This is a genomic window from Hyphococcus sp. (assembly GCF_965228385.1).
Lineage (GTDB): Bacteria > Pseudomonadota > Alphaproteobacteria > Caulobacterales > Parvularculaceae > Hyphococcus.
Map to the genome: position 1 here is coordinate 1422962 of NZ_OZ245810.1, position 19276 is coordinate 1442237.

16 protein-coding genes are annotated in these 19276 nt (G+C 58.6%); 5 read left to right on the forward strand and 11 right to left on the reverse strand.

What is annotated here, in order from left to right:
• Positions 1–58: 58 nt before the first annotated feature.
• Both ACQK2Q_RS06705 and ACQK2Q_RS06710 read right to left on the reverse strand, forming a co-directional pair.
• The gene (locus ACQK2Q_RS06705) at positions 59–2557 is read right to left on the reverse strand and encodes a penicillin-binding protein 1A (RefSeq protein ID WP_425411130.1); all 2499 of its coding nucleotides are present in this window, start codon (positions 2555–2557) and stop codon (positions 59–61) included.
• A gap of 615 nt (positions 2558–3172) precedes the next feature.
• Entirely contained in the window at positions 3173–4471 is a 1299-nt protein-coding gene (locus ACQK2Q_RS06710; RefSeq protein ID WP_425408971.1) for an N-acetylmuramoyl-L-alanine amidase, read from the reverse strand.
• Between the two features lie 660 nt (positions 4472–5131).
• On the opposite strand from ACQK2Q_RS06710, the gene ACQK2Q_RS06715 reads away from it, so the two are divergent.
• The 3 genes from ACQK2Q_RS06715 (at position 5132) to ACQK2Q_RS06725 (ending at position 10595) form a co-directional block, all read left to right on the forward strand.
• Positions 5132–8032, forward strand: coding sequence for an Rne/Rng family ribonuclease (locus tag ACQK2Q_RS06715; protein WP_425408972.1), 2901 nt, complete (start codon positions 5132–5134; stop codon positions 8030–8032).
• 166 nt (positions 8033–8198) lie between these two features.
• The gene (locus ACQK2Q_RS06720; RefSeq protein WP_425408973.1) at positions 8199–9668 is read left to right on the forward strand and encodes a M48 family metalloprotease; all 1470 of its coding nucleotides are present in this window, start codon (positions 8199–8201) and stop codon (positions 9666–9668) included.
• Positions 9669–9731: 63 nt separating this feature from the next.
• Positions 9732–10595: a DsbA family protein gene (locus ACQK2Q_RS06725; protein WP_425408974.1), complete on the forward strand. Its 864-nt coding sequence runs from the start codon at positions 9732–9734 to the stop codon at positions 10593–10595.
• Here the strand turns inward: ACQK2Q_RS06725 and ACQK2Q_RS06730 are convergent.
• Genes ACQK2Q_RS06730 through ccmA form a run of 4 tightly spaced genes read right to left on the reverse strand, consistent with a single transcriptional unit; the run spans position 10592 to position 12941 of the window.
• Positions 10592–10753: a heme exporter protein CcmD gene (locus tag ACQK2Q_RS06730; protein ID WP_425408975.1), complete on the reverse strand. Its 162-nt coding sequence runs from the start codon at positions 10751–10753 to the stop codon at positions 10592–10594. The two genes, ACQK2Q_RS06725 and ACQK2Q_RS06730, sit on opposite strands and share 4 nt — an antisense overlap.
• Positions 10746–11492: a heme ABC transporter permease gene (locus tag ACQK2Q_RS06735; RefSeq protein WP_425408976.1), complete on the reverse strand. Its 747-nt coding sequence runs from the start codon at positions 11490–11492 to the stop codon at positions 10746–10748. The genes ACQK2Q_RS06730 and ACQK2Q_RS06735 overlap by 8 nt, the downstream gene beginning before the upstream one ends.
• Positions 11493–11505: 13 nt before the next feature.
• Positions 11506–12189, reverse strand: a complete 684-nt coding sequence (locus ACQK2Q_RS06740) for a heme exporter protein CcmB (RefSeq protein ID WP_425408977.1) — start codon at positions 12187–12189, stop codon at positions 11506–11508.
• Entirely contained in the window at positions 12186–12941 is a 756-nt protein-coding gene (ccmA, locus tag ACQK2Q_RS06745; protein WP_425408978.1) for a heme ABC exporter ATP-binding protein CcmA, read from the reverse strand. Before ccmA ends, ACQK2Q_RS06740 begins: the two co-directional genes overlap by 4 nt.
• 7 nt (positions 12942–12948) lie before the next feature.
• On the opposite strand from ccmA, the gene ccmE reads away from it, so the two are divergent.
• On the forward strand, positions 12949–13392 hold the full coding sequence (gene ccmE, locus ACQK2Q_RS06750; RefSeq protein WP_425408979.1) for a cytochrome c maturation protein CcmE: 444 nt from the start codon (positions 12949–12951) through the stop codon (positions 13390–13392).
• On the opposite strand, the gene upp is transcribed toward ccmE, so the two are convergent.
• Complete coding sequence (gene upp, locus ACQK2Q_RS06755; protein WP_425408980.1) at positions 13389–14024, reverse strand: uracil phosphoribosyltransferase; 636 nt, start codon at positions 14022–14024, stop codon at positions 13389–13391. The two genes, ccmE and upp, sit on opposite strands and share 4 nt — an antisense overlap.
• 80 nt (positions 14025–14104) lie before the next feature.
• On the opposite strand from upp, the gene ACQK2Q_RS06760 reads away from it, so the two are divergent.
• Positions 14105–14551, forward strand: coding sequence for a nucleoside deaminase (locus ACQK2Q_RS06760; protein ID WP_425408981.1), 447 nt, complete (start codon positions 14105–14107; stop codon positions 14549–14551).
• On the opposite strand, the gene leuB is transcribed toward ACQK2Q_RS06760, so the two are convergent.
• From leuB to ACQK2Q_RS06780, 4 genes are read right to left on the reverse strand one after another with little or no spacing between them, the layout of a single operon-like run.
• Positions 14552–15592: a 3-isopropylmalate dehydrogenase gene (gene leuB, locus ACQK2Q_RS06765; RefSeq protein ID WP_425408982.1), complete on the reverse strand. Its 1041-nt coding sequence runs from the start codon at positions 15590–15592 to the stop codon at positions 14552–14554.
• The gene (gene leuD, locus ACQK2Q_RS06770) at positions 15589–16170 is read right to left on the reverse strand and encodes a 3-isopropylmalate dehydratase small subunit (protein ID WP_425408983.1); all 582 of its coding nucleotides are present in this window, start codon (positions 16168–16170) and stop codon (positions 15589–15591) included. The genes leuB and leuD overlap by 4 nt, the downstream gene beginning before the upstream one ends.
• Positions 16171–17592 carry a 3-isopropylmalate dehydratase large subunit gene (leuC, locus tag ACQK2Q_RS06775; RefSeq protein ID WP_425408984.1) on the reverse strand — a complete coding sequence of 474 codons (1422 nt, stop codon included), beginning with the start codon at positions 17590–17592 and terminating at the stop codon, positions 16171–16173. It lies immediately after the preceding gene.
• Positions 17589–19184, reverse strand: coding sequence for a 2-isopropylmalate synthase (locus ACQK2Q_RS06780; RefSeq protein WP_425408985.1), 1596 nt, complete (start codon positions 19182–19184; stop codon positions 17589–17591). The genes leuC and ACQK2Q_RS06780 overlap by 4 nt, the downstream gene beginning before the upstream one ends.
• Between the last annotated feature and the right edge of the window lie 92 nt (positions 19185–19276).

The window sequence follows — 19276 nt, forward strand, 5'->3', positions numbered from 1 at the left end:
TGAAAACGCACGCAAATCAAAGCGCGCGTTTTTCTATCTTATGGTTTGGTCCCGTGTCTTAGTAAAGACCGTTAAGACCATCGTCGGGCGCGTCGTTCGTCGTTGGCGCTGCGCTTAACGGATCAAGGGAAAAATCATCGCTTGTCCGGTCCGCGCCCGGCTGATCGTCGGGTTTGAACGCTTCCAGAATAACATTGGAGTCGCCGGGTCCGGCGGGCCTGCCGGTTCTCGCATTGACCCGCACAAGACGAATCCCCGACGGCACACGGAAAGGGATGCCAGCTTCTTCTTCTAAAGCGTCCACCATGAAATCCGCAAAGATGGGCGCGGCGACAGTACCGCCCGCTTCGCCCTGCCCGAGCGTTTGCGGCATATCAAAGCCCACATAAACGCCTGCCGCGAGATCGGGCGAAAACCCGACGAACCAGGCGTCTTTATAGTCATTAGTGGTGCCGGTCTTGCCGGCGAGCGGCTTGTTGCTTTTCCCGCCGACTGTCCGCGCCGCGGTGCCGCGAATGACGACGCCTTCAAGGATTGACGTGATCTGGTAGGCGGTGCGCGGGTCCATCACTTGAGCGCGCGTATCCGCCAGTTGCGGTTCGGACTGTTCGGACCAGTATTGCGCATTGCAGGCGGCGCATTCGCGCTGATCGCGTTTGTAGATCGTTTTGCCGGTTCTGTCCTGTATCCGGTCAATCAATACCGGCTCCACAGATTTGCCGCCATTGACGAAAACCGAATACCCGGCCGTGATTCTGGTCAGCGTCGTCTCGCCAGCGCCGAGCGAAATCGCCAGTTCGCGCGGCAAGTCTTCTGACAGATTAAACCGGTTCACATAGTCGAGTATGCGGCCAATGCCGAGATCCTGCGCCAGCCGCGCCGTCATGGTGTTGCGCGACTGTTCGATGCCGAGACGCAAGGTCGACGGCCCGTAATGACGCCCCTCGATGTAATTGCCCGGCTTGTACCAGCTGTCGAGGCTTGGCGCCACGAACGGCGCATCAAGAACGATCGACGACGGATTATACCCGCTGTCGAGCGCAACGGCATAAACGAACGGTTTAAAGGTCGATCCCGGCTGGCGTTCCGCCTGCACCGCGCGATTGAATTCCGACATCTGGAACGAAAATCCGCCGACCATGGCGAGCACGCGGCCCGTATGCGGGTCCATGGCGATCAATCCGCCGTTGACCGCCGGCGCCTGGCGCAATGCATAGGCGTTCTCAGGCGTTGCGCGTCCCTCGCCTTCCGCGTCCGGATCTTTCTTGGGCATGGTCGCGGGTTCATATTTTTCAACGTAAACCACCTCGCCCGGCGTCAGGACGTCGCCCGGCGCATTCACGGCGTCTCCCATGTCATTGGCGGAGATGTATTCACGCGCCCACCAGAGGAGATCGACAGGAATGAAAGCTTCCTCGCCGTCAGGAAAACCGATACGCGCATCGGCGTCGGACACAGACAACACCACCGCCGCACGCCATGGCGCCATATCGTCGGTCACCTTGCGCGCATCACGAAGCCGTTCGACTTCTGCGTCGAGCGTTTCCGCCCAGTCGCCGCCGACGTCAATTTCAGACAAAGGCCCGCGCCAGCCGTGACGCTGGTCATATTCAACAAGCCACTTGCGCAGCGCCTCGCCGGCTTCTTTCTGCATTTCCGGATCGACCGATGTACGCACCGAAAGGCCGCCGTCATAAAGCGCCTCGACGCCGTATAGATCGACGATCTGTTTACGGACTTCCTCGGCGAAATACTCCATCGTCCAGTCGCGCGCGCCGAGCGGCGGCGCGATAACGGCGCCAAGGGGCTGTGACTTCGCATCCTGCGCTTCTTCATCTGTGATAACGCCGTCTTCGTTCAGGCGCGTGATCACGTAATTCCGGCGCTCCACCGCACGCTCTTCATGATCGATAGGGTGATAATTGCTGGGGCCTTTTGTAATCGCCGCCAGATAAGACGCTTCGGCGATGGTCAAATCCGTCAGCGCCTTGTCGAAATAATTCAGCGCCGCCGCCGCCACGCCATAGGACCGGTTGCCGAGATAAATCTCGTTCAGATAAAGCTCGAGAATATGATCTTTGGTGAAGGCGCGCTCCATTTTGCGCGCAATCATCATTTCGCGCAGCTTGCGCTCGACTTTCTGTTCGCTGGTCAGCAAAAAGTTTTTGGCCACCTGCTGGGTAATCGTCGAACCGCCTTCAAGGCGGCGGCCGCTCATCACATTGCCGATGTTTGATAGCTGTGCGCGAACAATACCGCGCATGTCGATGCCGGTATGTTCGTAAAACGATTTGTCTTCCGCCGATACGAACGCGTATTTCACATGATCCGGCATGGACTCGATCGGCACGAACAAACGCCGCTCGCGGGCGAATTCCGCAACCAGCGATCCGTCGCCCGCATAAACGCGCGTCGTCACCGGCGGCGCGTATTCAGCGAGTTGCTGATAATCAGGCAGATCCTGACCGAGACGATGCAGGTACCATGCGGAGAAAGCCGCGACGCTGATCACGCCCAGCGCCGCAACGGCAAAACCAAAACCTGCAAATTTCAGCATGGCGACGCCCCACCCTCCGCCGCCTGAACCGGCGCCGGACGGTCTGCCGCCATCGCCTTTGTCCGGTGCGGAGCCGCCGGCGCGGACCGGCGCGGCAAGCGGCTTATTCTTATCGATCGGAGGCTCCTGATCGTCTTTATCGAGGAGAAATTCATTGTCATCTGTTTCATTCATTGCAATCGCATCATCAGAAGCGACGGGACGATTATAAATCCGGTCGCGATGATCGCCGGGCGCCGCATCCCGGTCACGGCTTGCCGGTTTGCGGGCCGCAAACATGTCATTTTCGATTGGCCCGTCCTCGCGGCGGTGGGCGTCAGCGCTCTCCCCTTCGTCACCGCCGGTCTGGCTGTCGGTGAAGGACAAACGCTCTGGCTCATCGGAAGGCTTTTTGTTCGGCTTTTCGTTGTCGTGATTGCTCATTGAAAATAACGCTTACGATTATCCCGCTATGGCCCGTGATGGATCCGATATCGGCGGCTCGGCTCCCCGCGGGCTTTCCCCGCACTTGCGAACCGCCGGAGAATGCTTCCCTGAAACTGTCTAATACCGCATAAATAGGACGACAGCGAGGCGCAAGAGCGGCGTCAAAGCCCTCATTTTCGTAAGATTTCTCTATTGGCCAGCGCCAGCGCGGGCGTCGGCGTGGCGTTGCGGCGCAGATTCGTCGAAATACTGGTCAATCGAATCGGCGACAGCAGTCATCACGCGGGTGCGCCACGCAGGTGAATTGAGATTCGCCTCATCCTTGGCGTTGGACATGAACGCCATTTCCAGCAGCACCGCCGGGACGTCAGCGGCCAGAAGCACGCGCAAATCGCCGGTCCGGTGGGAACGGTTCAACATCGGCGTTTTACCGGTCAAGGATTCAATGAGAATGGAAGCAAATTTCGAGGAATTGGTCAGCGTGGCTTTCTGGGCCTGGTCGAGAAGAATATCGCCGACGATATTATCGTATTCCTTCAGATCCAGATTATAGACCTGGTTGTCGCCTTCTGATTTCACCAGTTTCGCCGAACGCTCCGTGCCCTTGTCAGATAAAGTGTAGACCGACGCGCCGCGCACCGCCTTTTGATCAAGCGCATCCGCATGCAGGGAAATAAACAAATCCGCCCTGGCCTTGCGCGCCAGTTTTTCGCGCGCGTCGGGCCTGATCGTTTCATCTTCGTTGCGGGTCATCACCACTTCGTAGCGACCGCGTTTCTTCAGAATTTCGCCCAGTTCCTTCGCCGCCGTCAGAGTAACGTTTTTCTCAAGCGTGCCGCTTTGTCCCTGAGCGCCGGGATCGCGCCCGCCATGGCCGGGATCGATAACGACGATCCTTTTCTGTTCCTCCGGCGCGGGCGGTATATCAGCCGTCTTTCGGGTCGGCGTCGGGGGCGTGACGCCCTGCGGTTTTGGCGATGCAGCCGTCTGTTCGCCGGACTGGGCGGTCGCCTGCTCGATCATCAGCGTAAGGTCGCCATAACGCTCCGGCAGGCTCGCCAGAAAGGCGCTCTTGTCTCCTGTGACGAGATCTACAACGAGACGGTGTTTCGTCACCCCGTCCTTCGGCTCCAGGAGAAAGACTTCCTTGATTTTCGCAGTGTTCTTGAACTCAAGGACGGCGCGCACGCCATTATCCCCGCGGTCGGCGAAACCATAGCGCGAAATATGCCCCTTTCCGGGCGCATATTCCTTTTGCGCGGCGTTAAGCGATAGTTCGGCGAAATCCACATACAGTCTGCCATTGCCGGATTTATCGCCGGAAAGCGCGTATTCCGGGGAGCCGGCAAGATCGAAAACGATGCGAGTCGCGTCTTTTGACGGTCCAAAGCGGACATCAAGCAGTTCAGGCGCGGCAGCCGCGCTGACGCCAAAAAAGCCGGCGGCTCCGGCAACCGCAATCGCAAGCGCCGCAAAACGCGTCAACATTCGCCTTAACTCATGAAACACGGCCATTTCGCCCATCCATACGAACCCCGCGCCGCAAATCAACTCCTGCAACGCGCAATATTCTTAAACTGTCCCAACACGGCCGGGACGCAAACGGTCCGGTATCTTGCCTGTGTCAGCCTTAACGCCGCCTTAAGCATTTTGATGAATTGCATGGAACACTGAGTCGGCGTTAACCTTGGGTTTTCTTTTTCCCCGCACTCATGCATGGTCAAAAAATGCTTGCGATTGGCGGTCATATAGGCCACATCGCAAGATGACGTTTTAGAACGGCCCATAAGCGAATTCCACCGGAATACGTTCCTGGCCATTCGATAGAATTTTTCCGGGGAAGCCAGAATTATATAGCTTTTCCAGAAACTTAAGCGCCGGCCGCTCCATTCAGCCGGCCCGCGGGAATGGCCGGCGCGCCAGCCCCGTCCGGAGCAAACAGGCGCTTTTAGCGCCGCAATTGAACCGCGGGCCAGAACCTTCAACGGCGCGGCCCAGCAAGGAAACAGCTTTCGCTGATGAGACGCGACGCACATAAGCAATCCGACGACGCCCTGATGGCGCGCGGACAATGGCGTTCGCTCTTGTTCCAGCGACACATCACAGCCAATGCGCCGGCGCAGCCGCCGCATTGCGGAGCCATAATAAATGACAAAAAAGATGCTGATCGACGCGGCCCACCCGGAAGAGGTGCGCGTCGCGGTGCTCGACAATGGAAAAGTCGAGGATTTCGACTTCGAATCGGCGGCGAGAAAGCCGCTTAGAGGCAATATCTATCTGGCGCGCGTTACGCGCGTCGAACCATCGCTGCAGGCGGCCTTCGTAGAATATGGCGGCAATCGCCACGGTTTCCTCGCCTTCAGCGAGATTCATCCCGATTATTACCAAATTCCGGTGTCCGACCGGCAGGCGCTGCAACGCGCCGAAGCCGAGGTCGCCGAACTCGCCGCTGAGCTGGAACTCGCCCAGCGCGGCGACGAAGACGAATTTGACCATGACGACCATGGCGACCATGATCACGGCTACGAAGACCAGTCCTCTGACCATTCTTCACCAGAAGAAGCGGCCCCTGAGGGAGAGGACGGCGGAGAGGACGCCGATGACTCCAGCTCAAAAACGCGCGTGCGGAAAGCCGCGCAAGATTATTCTGAAACCGCAGACGACGATCCGGTCGATGAAATAGAAGACCTGTCATCGGAAGAAGAGGAAGAAGAAGAGGAGAGCGGGGACGAAGCAAAACCGCCCCGCAGACGCCGGCGAACAAAAAAGAAAGCTGCTGCTGAGGAAAAGCAAGAGCCGGAAAAAGATGAGACCGGTGATGGGCAGCCAGTTCTGGCGGCTGAAGATCAAGCCGGTCCCGAGCCCTCCGACCCTGACGACGCATTTGCCGAAGACATCGCCGAAGATCCGGACGATCCGGCGCCGGCCGCGCTCAGTGATGATGAAGGCATTGATGTCGCCGACGTCGAATCCGGGAATGGCGACGCAACGCCTGAAGACACCCAGCCTGAAGACACCCAGCCTGCAGACGGGGACGCCGCCGGCGAAGAGGATAAGCCAAAAGCGAAAAAACGGGAAAAATCAGCCGCAGCCAAGCGTCAGGAATTGTTTGAGCGCTACAAGGATGCGAAACGCAAACGCTCTCAGCTATTGCGCAACTACAAAATTCAGGAAGTGATCAAGCGCCGGCAAATCCTGCTGATTCAAGTCGTCAAGGAAGAGCGCGGCAACAAGGGCGCAGCGTTGACAACTTATATGTCGCTCGCGGGACGGTATTGCGTGTTGATGCCGAACACGGCGCGCGGCGGCGGCATTTCCCGGAAAATCGCGCATTCGACAGACCGCCGGCGTCTTCGCCGCGTTGTCGACAGTCTCGATGTGCCCCAAGGCATGGGACTGATCATCCGCACGGCTGGCGCCAAACGGACAAAAACCGAAATCAAGCGCGATTATGATTATCTTCTCCGCCTTTGGGAGAACATTCGCACCCTGACGTTAAAATCAATCGCGCCCTGCCTGATTTACGAAGAAGCGAGCCTCATTAAACGTGCGATCCGCGATCTATACGACAAAGATATCAGCGAAGTTCAGGTGGAAGGCGAAGCGGGCTATCGTGAAGCCAAAGACTTCATGAAGATGCTTATGCCGAGTCACGCCAAGCATGTTCAACCGTATAAGGAGCAAGCGCCGATATTTCTGAAACATGGCGTGGAAGCCCAGCTTGACGGCATGTATCAGCCCTCAGTGCGTTTAAAATCCGGCGGTTATATCGTAATTCACCAGACGGAAGCGCTGGTGGCCATCGACGTTAACTCCGGCCGGGCGACGCGCGAGCGAAATATCGAACAAACGGCGCTAAAGACGAATATTGAAGCCGCCTATGAGGCCGCCCGGCAATTCCGCCTGCGCGACCTTGCCGGTCTTGTCGTGCTCGACTTCATCGATATGGAAGAGCAGAAAAACAACCGGAAAGTTGAAAAGGCGCTCAAAGACGCCATCAAGCATGACCGTGCGCGCATACAACTCGGCAGAATTTCGAATTTCGGCCTGCTTGAAATGTCGAGACAACGCCGCCGTTCCGGCATTGTCGACGGTACGACGCAAAGCTGTCCGACATGCGCGGGCGCAGGCGTCATACGTTCTGCGGAAATGGCGGCGCTTCGAATCCTGAGAGCCATCGAAGGCGAAGCCGTTTCCGGCAAAGCGGGCGTGTTGAGCGTCAACGCTTCGCTCGACGTCACTGTTTACGTGCTCAATCATCATCGCGACTGGGTCAAACGTATTGAAGACGAACAGGGCGTGACGATCCAGATCATACCTGATCCGGATAAGGCGGGCGACGACTTTACCCTGGAAAAAAGCGGCGTCCCGCGAGAGCGCACCGGCGGCGCGCCTGTTATTCAGGCCGACCAGATGGACATGATTGAACCGGATCGTGATGAGGCGGCGGCGGAAGCTGACGCCGACTCCGCGGAAGAAGGCGGCGAGCAGAAAAAACGCCGCCGCCGCCGGCGCAGAAAAGACGGCCCGCGCGAGGCCCAAACGGCCAGCGGCGACGATGGCGGCGAAGAAAGCGATGAGGGGCGTCAGGAAAAAACAGAAAAGCAGGCGCGCGACGGCGACGACGATCAGCCGCGAAAGCGCAGGCGCCGCGGTCGGCGCGGCGGGCGGCGCAATCGCCGCACGCGCGAGGATGGCGGTAAAGATCAAGGGGATGCGGCCGAACAGGCCGGAGACAAAGTCTCAGCAGATTCTGAATCCGGTGGACCGCAAGCGGGCATCGCCAAAACTGAAGAAGGCGTAGATACGCCGGCCCCGAAGGCGGAGGCTGAGGTGGAAACGCCTGAAACCGGGAAAGACGATAACTTCGTTTCGCAGTCGCGCGAACCCTCGCCTGCGGCGGAAAAGCCGGAAAAATCCAATGGCGCTTCCGCCGATGAGAATGAAAAAGCACCGGAAGACAGTCAGGTTGATCTGGCCGACGCGCCGCAGCCATCGCCGCCAAAGCGTAAAAGGCGCGGCTGGTGGAGCCGCGCCGGCGACGCCTGAGCGCCAAGCGACGGATAGAGACGTTTTACACGTTAGAATTGATACCGGCGGACCCGGAGCCATGTCTCGCGCCGCGATCACAAAAGCGGCGCCCGCGCGGTTCAAAACCTCGAAATCGCCGCAATGCGCGCCTATAATGAGTACGGTGTAAATTCAGGATTCGCACATGAAAAAGCGAAGACATCTCGTGAAGACGTTGGCCGTCAGCGCAGCCGCTGCGCTAACGGCGTTTGCCCCTGTCAGCGCTAGCGCTCAGAGCATTTCCCTCCTGCGCGATGCGGAAATTGAACAATATCTTGAGGATTACACCTACCCTCTCCTCGAAGCCGCCAACATTCCGCCAAGTTCCATTGAAATTCTCATCGTCAATGACGGGACCATGAACGCCTTTGCCGGCGGCCGCTATATCGGCGTCAACACCGGCATGATTACCTTTGTGGAAACGCCGAATGAGCTGGAGGCCGTCCTTGCGCACGAGGTCGGGCATCTCGCCGGCGGACACGGCGCGCGGCGACAGGATGCAGCCGGCAACGCATCGGCGCCAATGCTGCTGAGCTTGCTTCTCGCTGCCGGCGCCATCGCGGCGGGCGCGCCGGATGCCGGCATCGGTATTCTCGGTCTCGGGCAGACCGTCGGTACAGCGAATTTCCTAAAATATACGCGCAGCCAGGAATCGACGGCCGACCAGTCGTCAATTACCTATCTGGACCGCCTCGGTCATTCGAGCCAGGGCGCAATAGATCTTTGGAGCCGCGTGCGTAATTCCCAGATCATCACCGGAAACCGGATAAATCCGTATTATCAAACCCACCCGCTGGCGAATGCGCGCATGAACGCGCTGAAAGAACGCGCTGAACAATCGCCATATATCAACGTCAAAGACAGCCCGGAAGAAATTCACCGGCTGAAGCTGATCCAGGCCAAAATCGTCGGATTTTTGCATGATCCGAACAGAACCCTGCGCGAATATCCGTTATCGGATCAATCAGAACCTGCGCATTACGCCAGATCAGTGGCGTATTATCGCTATTCAGATATTGATAAGGCGCTGAAAGAGGTGCGCACCCTGACCGGCGACCATCCGGAAAACCCCTTCTACCATGAACTCGAAGGGCAGATCCTGTTTGAGAACGGCCGCACCATGGAAGCGGTTGAACCGCACCGAAAATCAGTAGAGCTAATCCCGAACAATCCGCTGTTTCGCATCAATCTGGGTCGCGCATTGCTGGCGAATGGCGGCCCGGAACAGCTCAGCGAAGCTGAAAAACAATTGAAACAGGCGACATTGCTCGAGCGTGATAACAGTTTCGCATGGTTCGAACTCGCGCGCGTCTATGGCGCGCAAGGCAACGAACCCATGGCGCAGCTGGCCACCGCCGAGTCCCGGTTTCACGCCGGCGCCGAACCCGACGCAAACCAGTTTGCGCGACGCGCCATGACCGGCATCAGGCGCGGCACGCCGGAATGGCGCCAGGCCGCGGATATCATCATGGCGACGCAACCGGCTGAAGGCGGCGCGCCCCTGCCCACGGGCGTCGAGGAGAGCGAACCACAACCCCTGCCAAAACCGGACACAAATCAAGACAAAAAACCGGATGTGCCCGACCCGATTGTGATCGATCAGAGCACTCTTTAAATCTAACGATGGAATAAACAGCGACCGCAAATAGCAGTTGGCGGTGCGGCAAAGGAAAAATTGATGTTCAATACAAAATTTGCAATTGGCGCGGCGCTTGCCGGCGCATTCGTCTTAGGGGCGATCGCCGTCGGTTTTTCATCGGCGCAAACGGATCGCGCCGATCAGACAGAGCGCGGTGCGCAAACCAGTTCAGCGTCGCAGGCGCCGATGCAATCGGAAATGGTCGAGACCTCTTTTTCTGACGGACAGGAAGATGAGATTCGCGACCTCGTCCGCGCTTATCTGCTCGACAATCCTGAAGTGATCATTGAAGCGGTCAATCTTTACAGCCAGCGCCAGCAAATGGCAGGCGAAGAACGCACGCGAGCCGCGGCGGTGCAAAACATAGACTATCTCCTGGATCCCGCGACGAGTTTTGTCGCCGGCAAAAATGTCGAGAAAGCGAAAGTCGCCGTTGTCGAGCTTTACGATTATCACTGCGGCTATTGTAAGCGCGCGGCGGACTTCATTACGAACCTGGCGAAATCAGACGCCGATGTAAAAGTCGTTTTCCGTGAGCTACCGCTCCTGCGCGAAGAATCCGGTTACGCGGCGGAAATGTCTTTAGCCTCGCGGGCGCAAGGAAAATTTCTCGATTTCCATAACGCGCTACTCGGCGCCTCCGGTGTTCTGACCAAAGACCGCGTCCAGAAAATTGCGCGCGAACAGGGTCTTGATGTCAAGAAAATGGAAGCCGCTATTGATGATGAAAATATTGTCGGGATGATCGCCAACAATCATGCGCTCGCAGAAGCGCTGGGCGTCGACTACACCCCCGCTTTCATCGTCGCCTCGACCAACGGCGAATATGTGGAAGTCGTCAGCGGCAACCAGCAGGACGTGCTGAAAGAAAAAATCGAAGAAGCAAAGAAAGCCGCAGGCTAATTGTTGCGCATATCTGTATTCGATTTTTCGGCGCGGTTGGCTTCGCGAAATCTGTGAACGCGCATTGCAATCAAGGCGGCGATCGCCAGAATGCTGGCGCTGTAAGCCGCAGCGATAAAAGGCGTATGCGGTCCAAAATCCATCACGGGTCTACTCACTTGCTTTTGCTGCTACCGGCCTGCTCGGCGTTCGCGTAGCACGTTTCGCCATACGCTGTTGCGCCAGGTCGGTCCGCACGCCGAGAAATACCAGCCAGACAAATAAAGCCGTATAGGCGATAATCATCGCGAATAACGGCCACAGCATGCTTGGATGAATACTCGGGCCGTCGGCGCGCAGAATGCTGGCCGGCTGATGCAGCGAGTTCCACCAGTCCACCGAAAACTTGATGATCGGAATATTGATAAACCCGACCAGCGCCAGGATACGGGCGAACCGCGCGGCGCGCGCCTGTTCGGGCACCGCCTGCCAGACCGCCATATATCCAAAATAGATAAAGAGCAGCAGCAACATAGATGTCAGACGCGCATCCCATACCCAGTATGCGCCCCATGTGGGTTTGCCCCAGACGGCGCCGGTGAAGAGCGCCAGTGCAGTGAAAACCGCCCCGGGAAGCGCTGCGGCCCGCGCCGCCACATCGGCAAGCGAATGTCGCCAAACGAAGGCGACGAGGCTCATCGCGGCAATGAACGAATAAGCGCCCATCGCCATCCACGCCGCCGGCACATGTACATACATGATGCGCACAGCGTCGCCCTGTTGATAATCCGGTGGCGAATAGAACAATCCCGCCGCCAATCCAAAGACGGCGCATATTGCAAAAATCCAGAACGCGACCGGACCGCCGTTGCGCGCCAGTTCGTCAAACTTCGCCGGATTTGAAAATCGGCTCCACATGAAAAAATGCTTCCTATTCCAGACTGATGCGCAATGCGGCGATGGCGAATGCAGGCGTGACCGCCGCCATAAAGAGGCTGAGCGCGCCCAAAATCAAGGTCTCGGGCCCGCCGCCCGCGCCGGAGGCGGCAAGGCTTGTTTTAGTGGCGCTGACGCCGAACACGAGCACCGGCGCAGCGAACGGGGCCGCGATTATCGTCGCCAGCAGGCCGCCGGCGCGCAAGCCGCCCGCAAGCGCCGCCGTTAACAGCGCAATCATCATCAGCGCCGGCGCCCCGATCGCCAGAAGGAGGGCGGCGATAACGCCCTGACCAAAGGGAACGCCAAGCATCGCGAGAAAAAACGGCGATGCAATGATCATCGGCGCCGCCGCCGTTGCGCCAAGGACGCAGGCCTTGGCGAGACAATAATGAAATAGCCCGCCCTGCTCCGCCGCGAATGTCCGCAGCGAGCCGTCGCGCAAATCGCTTTCGAAGATATCCGCCGCCGCGAACTGCACGGCGAGCGCCGCCGCCAGCCAAAGCGTCGCCGGCGCGACGGCAGAGAGCGCGGAAAGCTGCGGCCCGAATGCGATAGCCGCGAGCGCTGTAAACACGGCGAAAAAGAACAGCGCATAAAACCATCCGCCGCCGGAACGAAATGCAATTTTCAGATCACGGGACGCAACCGCGCCCGCAATGCGCAAAAAATGGCTCATCGGCCAAGCTCCAGCCGCTTGAACCCGCCGCCCAGATCGTCATGCGTGGCGATAATCGATATACCGCCGCGCCGCCTGTGCCCATCCGTCAGTTGGCGAATGATCTCAACGCCGGCGCCGTCAATCGCCGCAGCCGGTTCGTCCAGCAGCCAGACCGGGCGGTTGGCCAGAACACTCCGCGCAAGCTCCAGGCGGCGGCGCTGTCCGGCGGAGAGACGGCTGGCGCGCAAGCCAGAAAAATCATCGCCGCCCACAGTGCAAAGCGCTTCGCGCACGCCTTCCTTCGCAGCGCCGTAGATGCGCGCCCAGAACTCAAGATTTTCCAGCGCAGTCAAAGACGGCTTCACGCTCGATTCATGACCCATAAAAAATATGGAATTCTCGAACGGCGTCGGGGATCGCGCCCCGCCAGAGGCCCATGTCAGCGCCCCTTCGACCGGCGCGAACAGACCGGCGAACATCGATAAAAGGCTGGATTTCCCTGATCCGTTCGGCCCGAATAGCTGCAACGCCTCGCCCGGTTTCAGCGAAAAAGTAACCCCCCGCACGATGGCCGCACCGGCGCGGTCGCATCCGGCGTTTTCCGCTTCAAACCCGATCTGTCGCGCGTATTCCTGCATGGGTGCTCCGGCGGTCCCAAAAAACTTCAGGCATTTGAACGGGTTTCGCTCGCCGCGCAACCGGCGCGCGACAATCGGCGCAGGCATTTCCGGTTTGAATCGCGCGCCGCCAAGCCTTAAATATTGTTTCATGAAGCCGATGCATCGCAATCGCCGACTGGGTTTTATCGCCGCCGCCGCCTTTATCCTCGGCGGCGCTGCGTGGCTTGTCTCCACGGCGCTCAGCCAGAATATCTCCTACTTTTATACGCCGAGCGAGGCGCAGGCCGAAGGCGTTACGCCGCATACGCGTATCCGCCTGGGCGGGCTGGTGGAAAACGGCAGCCTCGAACATGGCGACGGTCTTTCCATCTCATTCCGGGTGTCGGACGGCGAAGCGACCATGCCGGTTGCTTATAGCGGTATATTGCCCGACCTCTTCCGGGAGGGTCAGGGCGTGATCGCGCAAGGCGCATTCAATGAGGACGGCGTGTTTGTGGCCGAAACCATTCTCGCCAAGCATGACGAGAATTATATCCCGAAAGAACTGGAAGGGATTTCTCACGATGCGGCGAACGGCGTTTATACGCCGCCTGCGGATTAACCTTTGGTGCCGTAAATACGGTCGCCCGCATCGCCAAGTCCCGGCAGGATGTAACCCTTGTCATTCAATTCCCGGTCCAGCGCCGCTGTAATGATCGGGACGTCCGGATGCGCCTCTGAGAATTTCTCTACGCCTTCCGGCGCCGCGACAAGACAGAGAAACTTCATCTGCATGGCGCCGGCTTGCTTTAGTTCACTGGCCGCCGCGATCGCCGTGTTGCCTGTCGCCAGCATGGGATCGACCATGATGACTTGCCGTTCGTCCAGCTTGTCCGGCGTTTTATAATAATATTTGATCGCTTCGAGCGTTTCATGATCGCGGTAAACGCCCACATGACCCACACGCGCAGACGGGATGAGATCGAGCAATCCTTCCACAAGGCCATTACCGGCGCGCAGAATGGAGACAAAACAGAGTTTTTTGCCTTCCAGATAAGGCGCGCTGATCGCTTCCAGCGGCGTATCGATATCAATCTCGCCAAGCGCCAGATCTTTTGTCGCCTCACAGCCGAGAACAAAGGCGATCTCCCTCAGCACCTGCCGGAAATGCGCGGTCGGCGTTTGTTTATTGCGCAATATGGTCAGTTTGTGCTGGATCAACGGATGATCAACGATGGTCAAGGTTTTGCCCATGCCTGCCGCCTTTGTTGCTGGTTTCAACGACCGTGTTTATCAGGGATAGCACCGCCCTTGTCCATGAAGGAACCAGCACGATGCTGCATGATTTCGACCGCGACTTTATAGAACGCGCCTTCGCGCAGGCGAAAAAAAGCTATGACGAAGGCGGTCTGCCCATCGGTTCGGTGCTGGCGCGCGGGTCTGAGCTGATCTCCGAGGGTCATAACCAGCGCGTGCAGAACGGCGATCCGATCGCCCATGGCGAAATGGACTGCCTGCGCAAAGCCGGGCGGCAAAAAAGCTATCGCGACCTGACGCTCTATACGTCATTGTCGCCCTGCATGATGTGCTCAGGCACGATCGTGCAGTTTAAAATTCCGCGCGTCATTATCAACGACACGCAAAATTTCGGCGGCAATGAAGACTTCCTGCGTGAGCGCGGCGTTAACGTGATCGATGTCGCGCACCCTGCTTCGCTGGAATTGATGGCGAGATTTATAAGGGAAAAGCCGGAATTGTGGAACGAGGATATAATGGAGTGACTAGATCAGTGCACAGATTGCGTCCGTGAACGAACTTGTGGTGTCCTTTCCGCCAATATCGGCCGTACCGCGCCCTGAGCTCAGCGCTTTTGCAACAGCCGCGTCTATAGCGTCGGCGACCTCGCCAGCGTCGAGACTGTAGCGCAGCATCATCGCAGCGCTGAGGATGGCGCCTACAGGGTTGGCTTTGCCCTGCCCGGCGATGTCCGGCGCCGATCCGTGGATCGGTTCATACAACCCGCGCGTTCCCTCGCCCAGCGAGGCCGACGGCGCAAGCCCAATAGAACCCGGGAGCACTGAAGCCTCGTCGCTCAGGATGTCGCCGAAAAGATTCTCCGTCAGGATCACATCGAAATCAGCCGGCGCCAGAATGAGCTTCATGGCCATGGCGTCCACCAGCACATGGGATAATTCGACGTCGCTGTATTCAGCCGCATGTAACTCACTCACGGCTTTGCGCCAGAGCCGGCTCGTAGCCATGACATTGGCCTTGTCGACCGATGCAACCCTGCCGCTACGTTTGCGCGCCGTCTCGAAAGCGATGCGCGCCACGCGAGACACCTCCGCTTTCGTATAGAGACATTCATCGCTGGCCGTCTCATCGCCCTCCATGCGTTTGCCGAAATACATGCCGCCCGTCAGTTCACGGACGATTAAAAGATCAACGCCCCGGACGCGTTCCGGATTGAGCGGCGACAAATGCTCCATCCCGGCAGCGACGCTCACCGGCCGCAAATTGGCGTAAACCCCCAACGCCTTGCGCAAGTCCAGCAGGCCTTTTTCCGGACGGGGGCCGCCGCCGTCCCATTTCGGCCCGCCCACGGCACCGAGAAAAACTGCGTCGGCGTCGAGACAGGCGGCTTTCGTGTCCGCTGGAAAAGGATCGCCCGATGCATCAATGGCGGCGCCTCCGAACAGGCATTCGCGATATTCAAGCGACAGTGAAAACCTCTCGGCCGCCGCGTCCAGAATTTTACGCGCGGCGCCAGCGACCTCTGGCCCGACGCCGTCGCCGGGAAGAAATACGATGTTTCTTGTCATGATCTCGACATTTCAAATTTTTCGATTTCAGGCAATTGATTGAATAGATGCCCCAGTTGATCGACGCCATTCAAAAGGCACTGGCGCGCAAAAGGCTCCATATCAAAATGCGCTTTTTCCCAGACGCTTAACGCAACAATTTGCCGTTCGAGATCAACCGTCGCCTCAGCACCCGGTGATTGAAGCAGACGCGCATGGGTTTTTGGATCGACTTCCACGGCGAGCAATCCGTTTTTCAGCGCGTTGCTTTTGAAAATATCGGCGATATCGGAACTGATAACGGCGCGAAAACCAAATCCATAGAGCGCCCAGGGCGCATGTTCGCGTGATGAGCCGCAGCCGAAATTCGGGCCCGCCACAAGAATTTTATGGCTTTCGGGATTATAGCCATTGAACACGGACGAATTTTTCGGCGACCCGTTTTCATCATAACGCCAATCGTAAAATACTGACTGACCAAGGCCTTCCTTGGAAGTAGTCGTCAAGAAACGCGCCGGAATGATCTGATCTGTATCGATATTTTCCTGCGGCAATACGACGGTGCGTGAAGTGAGCGTACTGAATGGTTCAAAAGACATTTAGGCGCTCTCCTTCATTTGCGTCAGATAAGGGCGCGGATCGGCAATGCGCCCTTCAATGGCGGAAGCGGCGGCGGTCGCCGGGCTCGCCAATACGGTTCTGACGCCCTTGCCCTGACGGCCGATAAAGTTTCGGTTTGACGTGGAGACAACAAGATCGCCTGGCGCGCCTGCGTCGCCGTTCATTGCAATGCACATGGAGCAGCCCGGTTCGCGCCATTGCGCGCCGGCGCCCGTAAAGACCTTGTCCAGCCCTTCGGCTTCAGCGGCGCGCTTGATCGCTTCCGATCCGGGCACGACAAGTGCAACCACCCCACTGCGCACCTTTTGTCCGCGCATGACCGCCGCCGCTTCCCGCAAATCCGAAAGCCGGGAGTTCGTGCAACTGCCGATGAAAACCCGGTTCACGGCGGCGCTGGAAAAAGGCGCGCCCGCCTCGAACCGCATATAGTCGGCGGCGTGTTTTTGCGCAGCCGTCTGCGGGGCAGGCGCGTTAGAATTGACCGGCGCGGCGGCGTCAGGCGAGACGCCAAAGGTGATCATGGGCTGAATGGCGCCCGCATCAATCCGCACTTCCTTGTCGAAAACCGCGCCGGCGTCGCTCGCCAGCGAGCGCCAGTCATTAACGGCGCTCTCCCATTCCTCTTGAGAGGGCGCGTAATCCCGGCCTTCCAACCATGCGAAGGTTTTTTCATCCGGCGCCACCATGCCGGAACGCGCGCCCGCTTCGATTGACATGTTGCACAGGGTCATGCGCCCCTCCATGCCAAGTGAGCGCACAGCCGCGCCGGCGAATTCAATAGCGTAGCCCTGCCCGCCATCGGCGCCGATTTCAGCGATCATGGCGAGCGCCATGTCCTTGGCCCCGGCGCCCGGCGTTAAATCACCGTCGAACGTCACCCGCATGGATTTCGGTTTTCTTTGCAGAACGCATTGCGTCGCCAGCACATGACCGACTTCGGTCGTCCCGATGCCGAAAGCGAGCGCGCCAAAGGCGCCGTGGGTCGACGTATGACTGTCGCCGCAGACAATGGTTTTGCCAGGCTGCGTCAGCCCGAGTTCCGGACCGATGACATGGACGATGCCGCGTCGCGGATCGCCCAGCCCCAAGAGCTCGATCCCGTGCCGCTCGCAGTTTGCAATCAGGGTTTCAACCTGGGTTTTCGCCTCCGGCGTCGCATAAGGCAACTCGCCAGCCGCGTTCGCCGGTAAGGTCGGCGTCGAATGATCGAGTGTGGCAATGGTGCGGTCCGGCCGGCGCACCTGCATCCCGCCTTCATTCAACACAGAGAAAGCCTGGGGCGAAGTCACCTCATGAATGAGATGCAGATCGATATAGAGCACCGCCGGCGCCTCGCGGGTCTCCTCCACAACGATGTGCCGCTCCCAGAGTTTGTCGAATAATGATTTCGCCTTGCTCATGATGCGGCCTTTTCCGACACGGCGCCGGCGCCGGCGCGGATCGCCGCCGCCTGGTTTACCGCCGCAACGAAAGCGGCGACGGCTGCGTCGGCGATATCGACCTCTTCCGCATTGCCGGAATAATGCTGGCCTTCAACCTCAATCACCGCTTCGGCGCGCACGACCCCTTCGGCGGCGATATGATTGAGGTCAAGCGAAAAAATATGGCCCGGCACATCGGCGATGGCGGTGACGGCGGCGAAAGCCGCATCGATTGGCCCCTCGCCTTCATGGGTCACCGTGCGCCGCTCGCCATTGTCATGCTCCATGGTGATGCGCGCATGAGGGCGCGTATCGTCTTCGAAATCCACGTGCAATTCTGTCTTACGCATGCGCCAGGGCCCGATGCGCCCGTCAGTCTCGGCGTTGCCTGTCACAATGCGGACAAGGTCGGCGTCCGTCACTTCGCGGCAGGTATCCGCAAGCCGTTTAAAGGAAGGAAAAATATCCTCGATTTTCTGCTTTGAGACATTAAAACCCAGCGCTTTCACGCGGGCGGCGACAGCGTGTTTGCCTGAATGTTTGCCAAGCACAATAGAGTTTGACGGCATGCCGACCGATTCCGCATCCATAATTTCATAGGTGCGCTTATCCGCGAGAACCCCATGCTGGTGGATGCCGGCTTCATGGGCGAAGGCGTTCTTGCCGACCACCGCCTTGTTGCGCGGGATCGGGTTATGCGTCACGCGCGCCAGCGCCGTTGAGGCGGCGAAAATTTTTGTCGTGTCGATCTGCGTTGAAAGATTGAAGAAATCCCGGCGCGTCGCCAGCGCCATCACCGCTTCTTCCATGGAACAGTTGCCTGCGCGCTCGCCGATACCGTTGATCGCGCATTCAATTTGCCGCGCGCCGCCGCGCACGGCCGCCAGCGAGTTGGCCACCGCCATCCCGAGATCATCGTGGCAGTGAACAGAGAAGGTCACGCGCTCCGCGCCTTTGGCGTTCTCCGTCAGATAGCGGAACAGGTCGGTGATTTCCTCTGACGTCGTATAGCCGACCGTATCGGGGATATTGATGGTTGACGCGCCGGCTTCAATCGCCGCTTCCACGGCTTCAATCAGATATTCACGCTCGGTGCGGATGGCGTCTTCCGGGGAGAATTCCACATCGTCGCAGGCCGTGCGCGCAAAGGCCACGACCTCAGCGATCTGCTTCAAAATCTCATCCTTGGACATTTTCAGCTTGGCGTCGCGATGCAAGGGGCTGGTTCCGATAAATGTATGAATCCGCCTTTTCGCCGCCGGTTCAATGGCGCGAGCCGCCGCCTCGATATCGCTCCTGTTCAACCGCGCCAGCGAGCCGATGACCGGGCCCTCGATTTCGCTTGCTATTGTCTGCACCGCGGCGGCGTCGCCCGGAGACGCGGCTGCAAAGCCCGCCTCGATAATATCCACGTTCAGCGCCTGCAATGCGCGCGCAACGATAAGCTTGGCGTCGGTCGACATTGAAAAACCCGGCGCCTGTTCGCCGTCGCGCAGCGTCGTGTCAAAAATTTTTACATGCGCGTCATCTCTCACTTTCGCGCTATTCGTATCCGATTTTGAATTTGTCATTTTGTATTTCTCTATAGCCTGTTGCTGATTCACCCATTTATTGCGCGCGGCGATTAGCGCCGCGCGGGGCTAAGAAGCAGATTTACAGGATA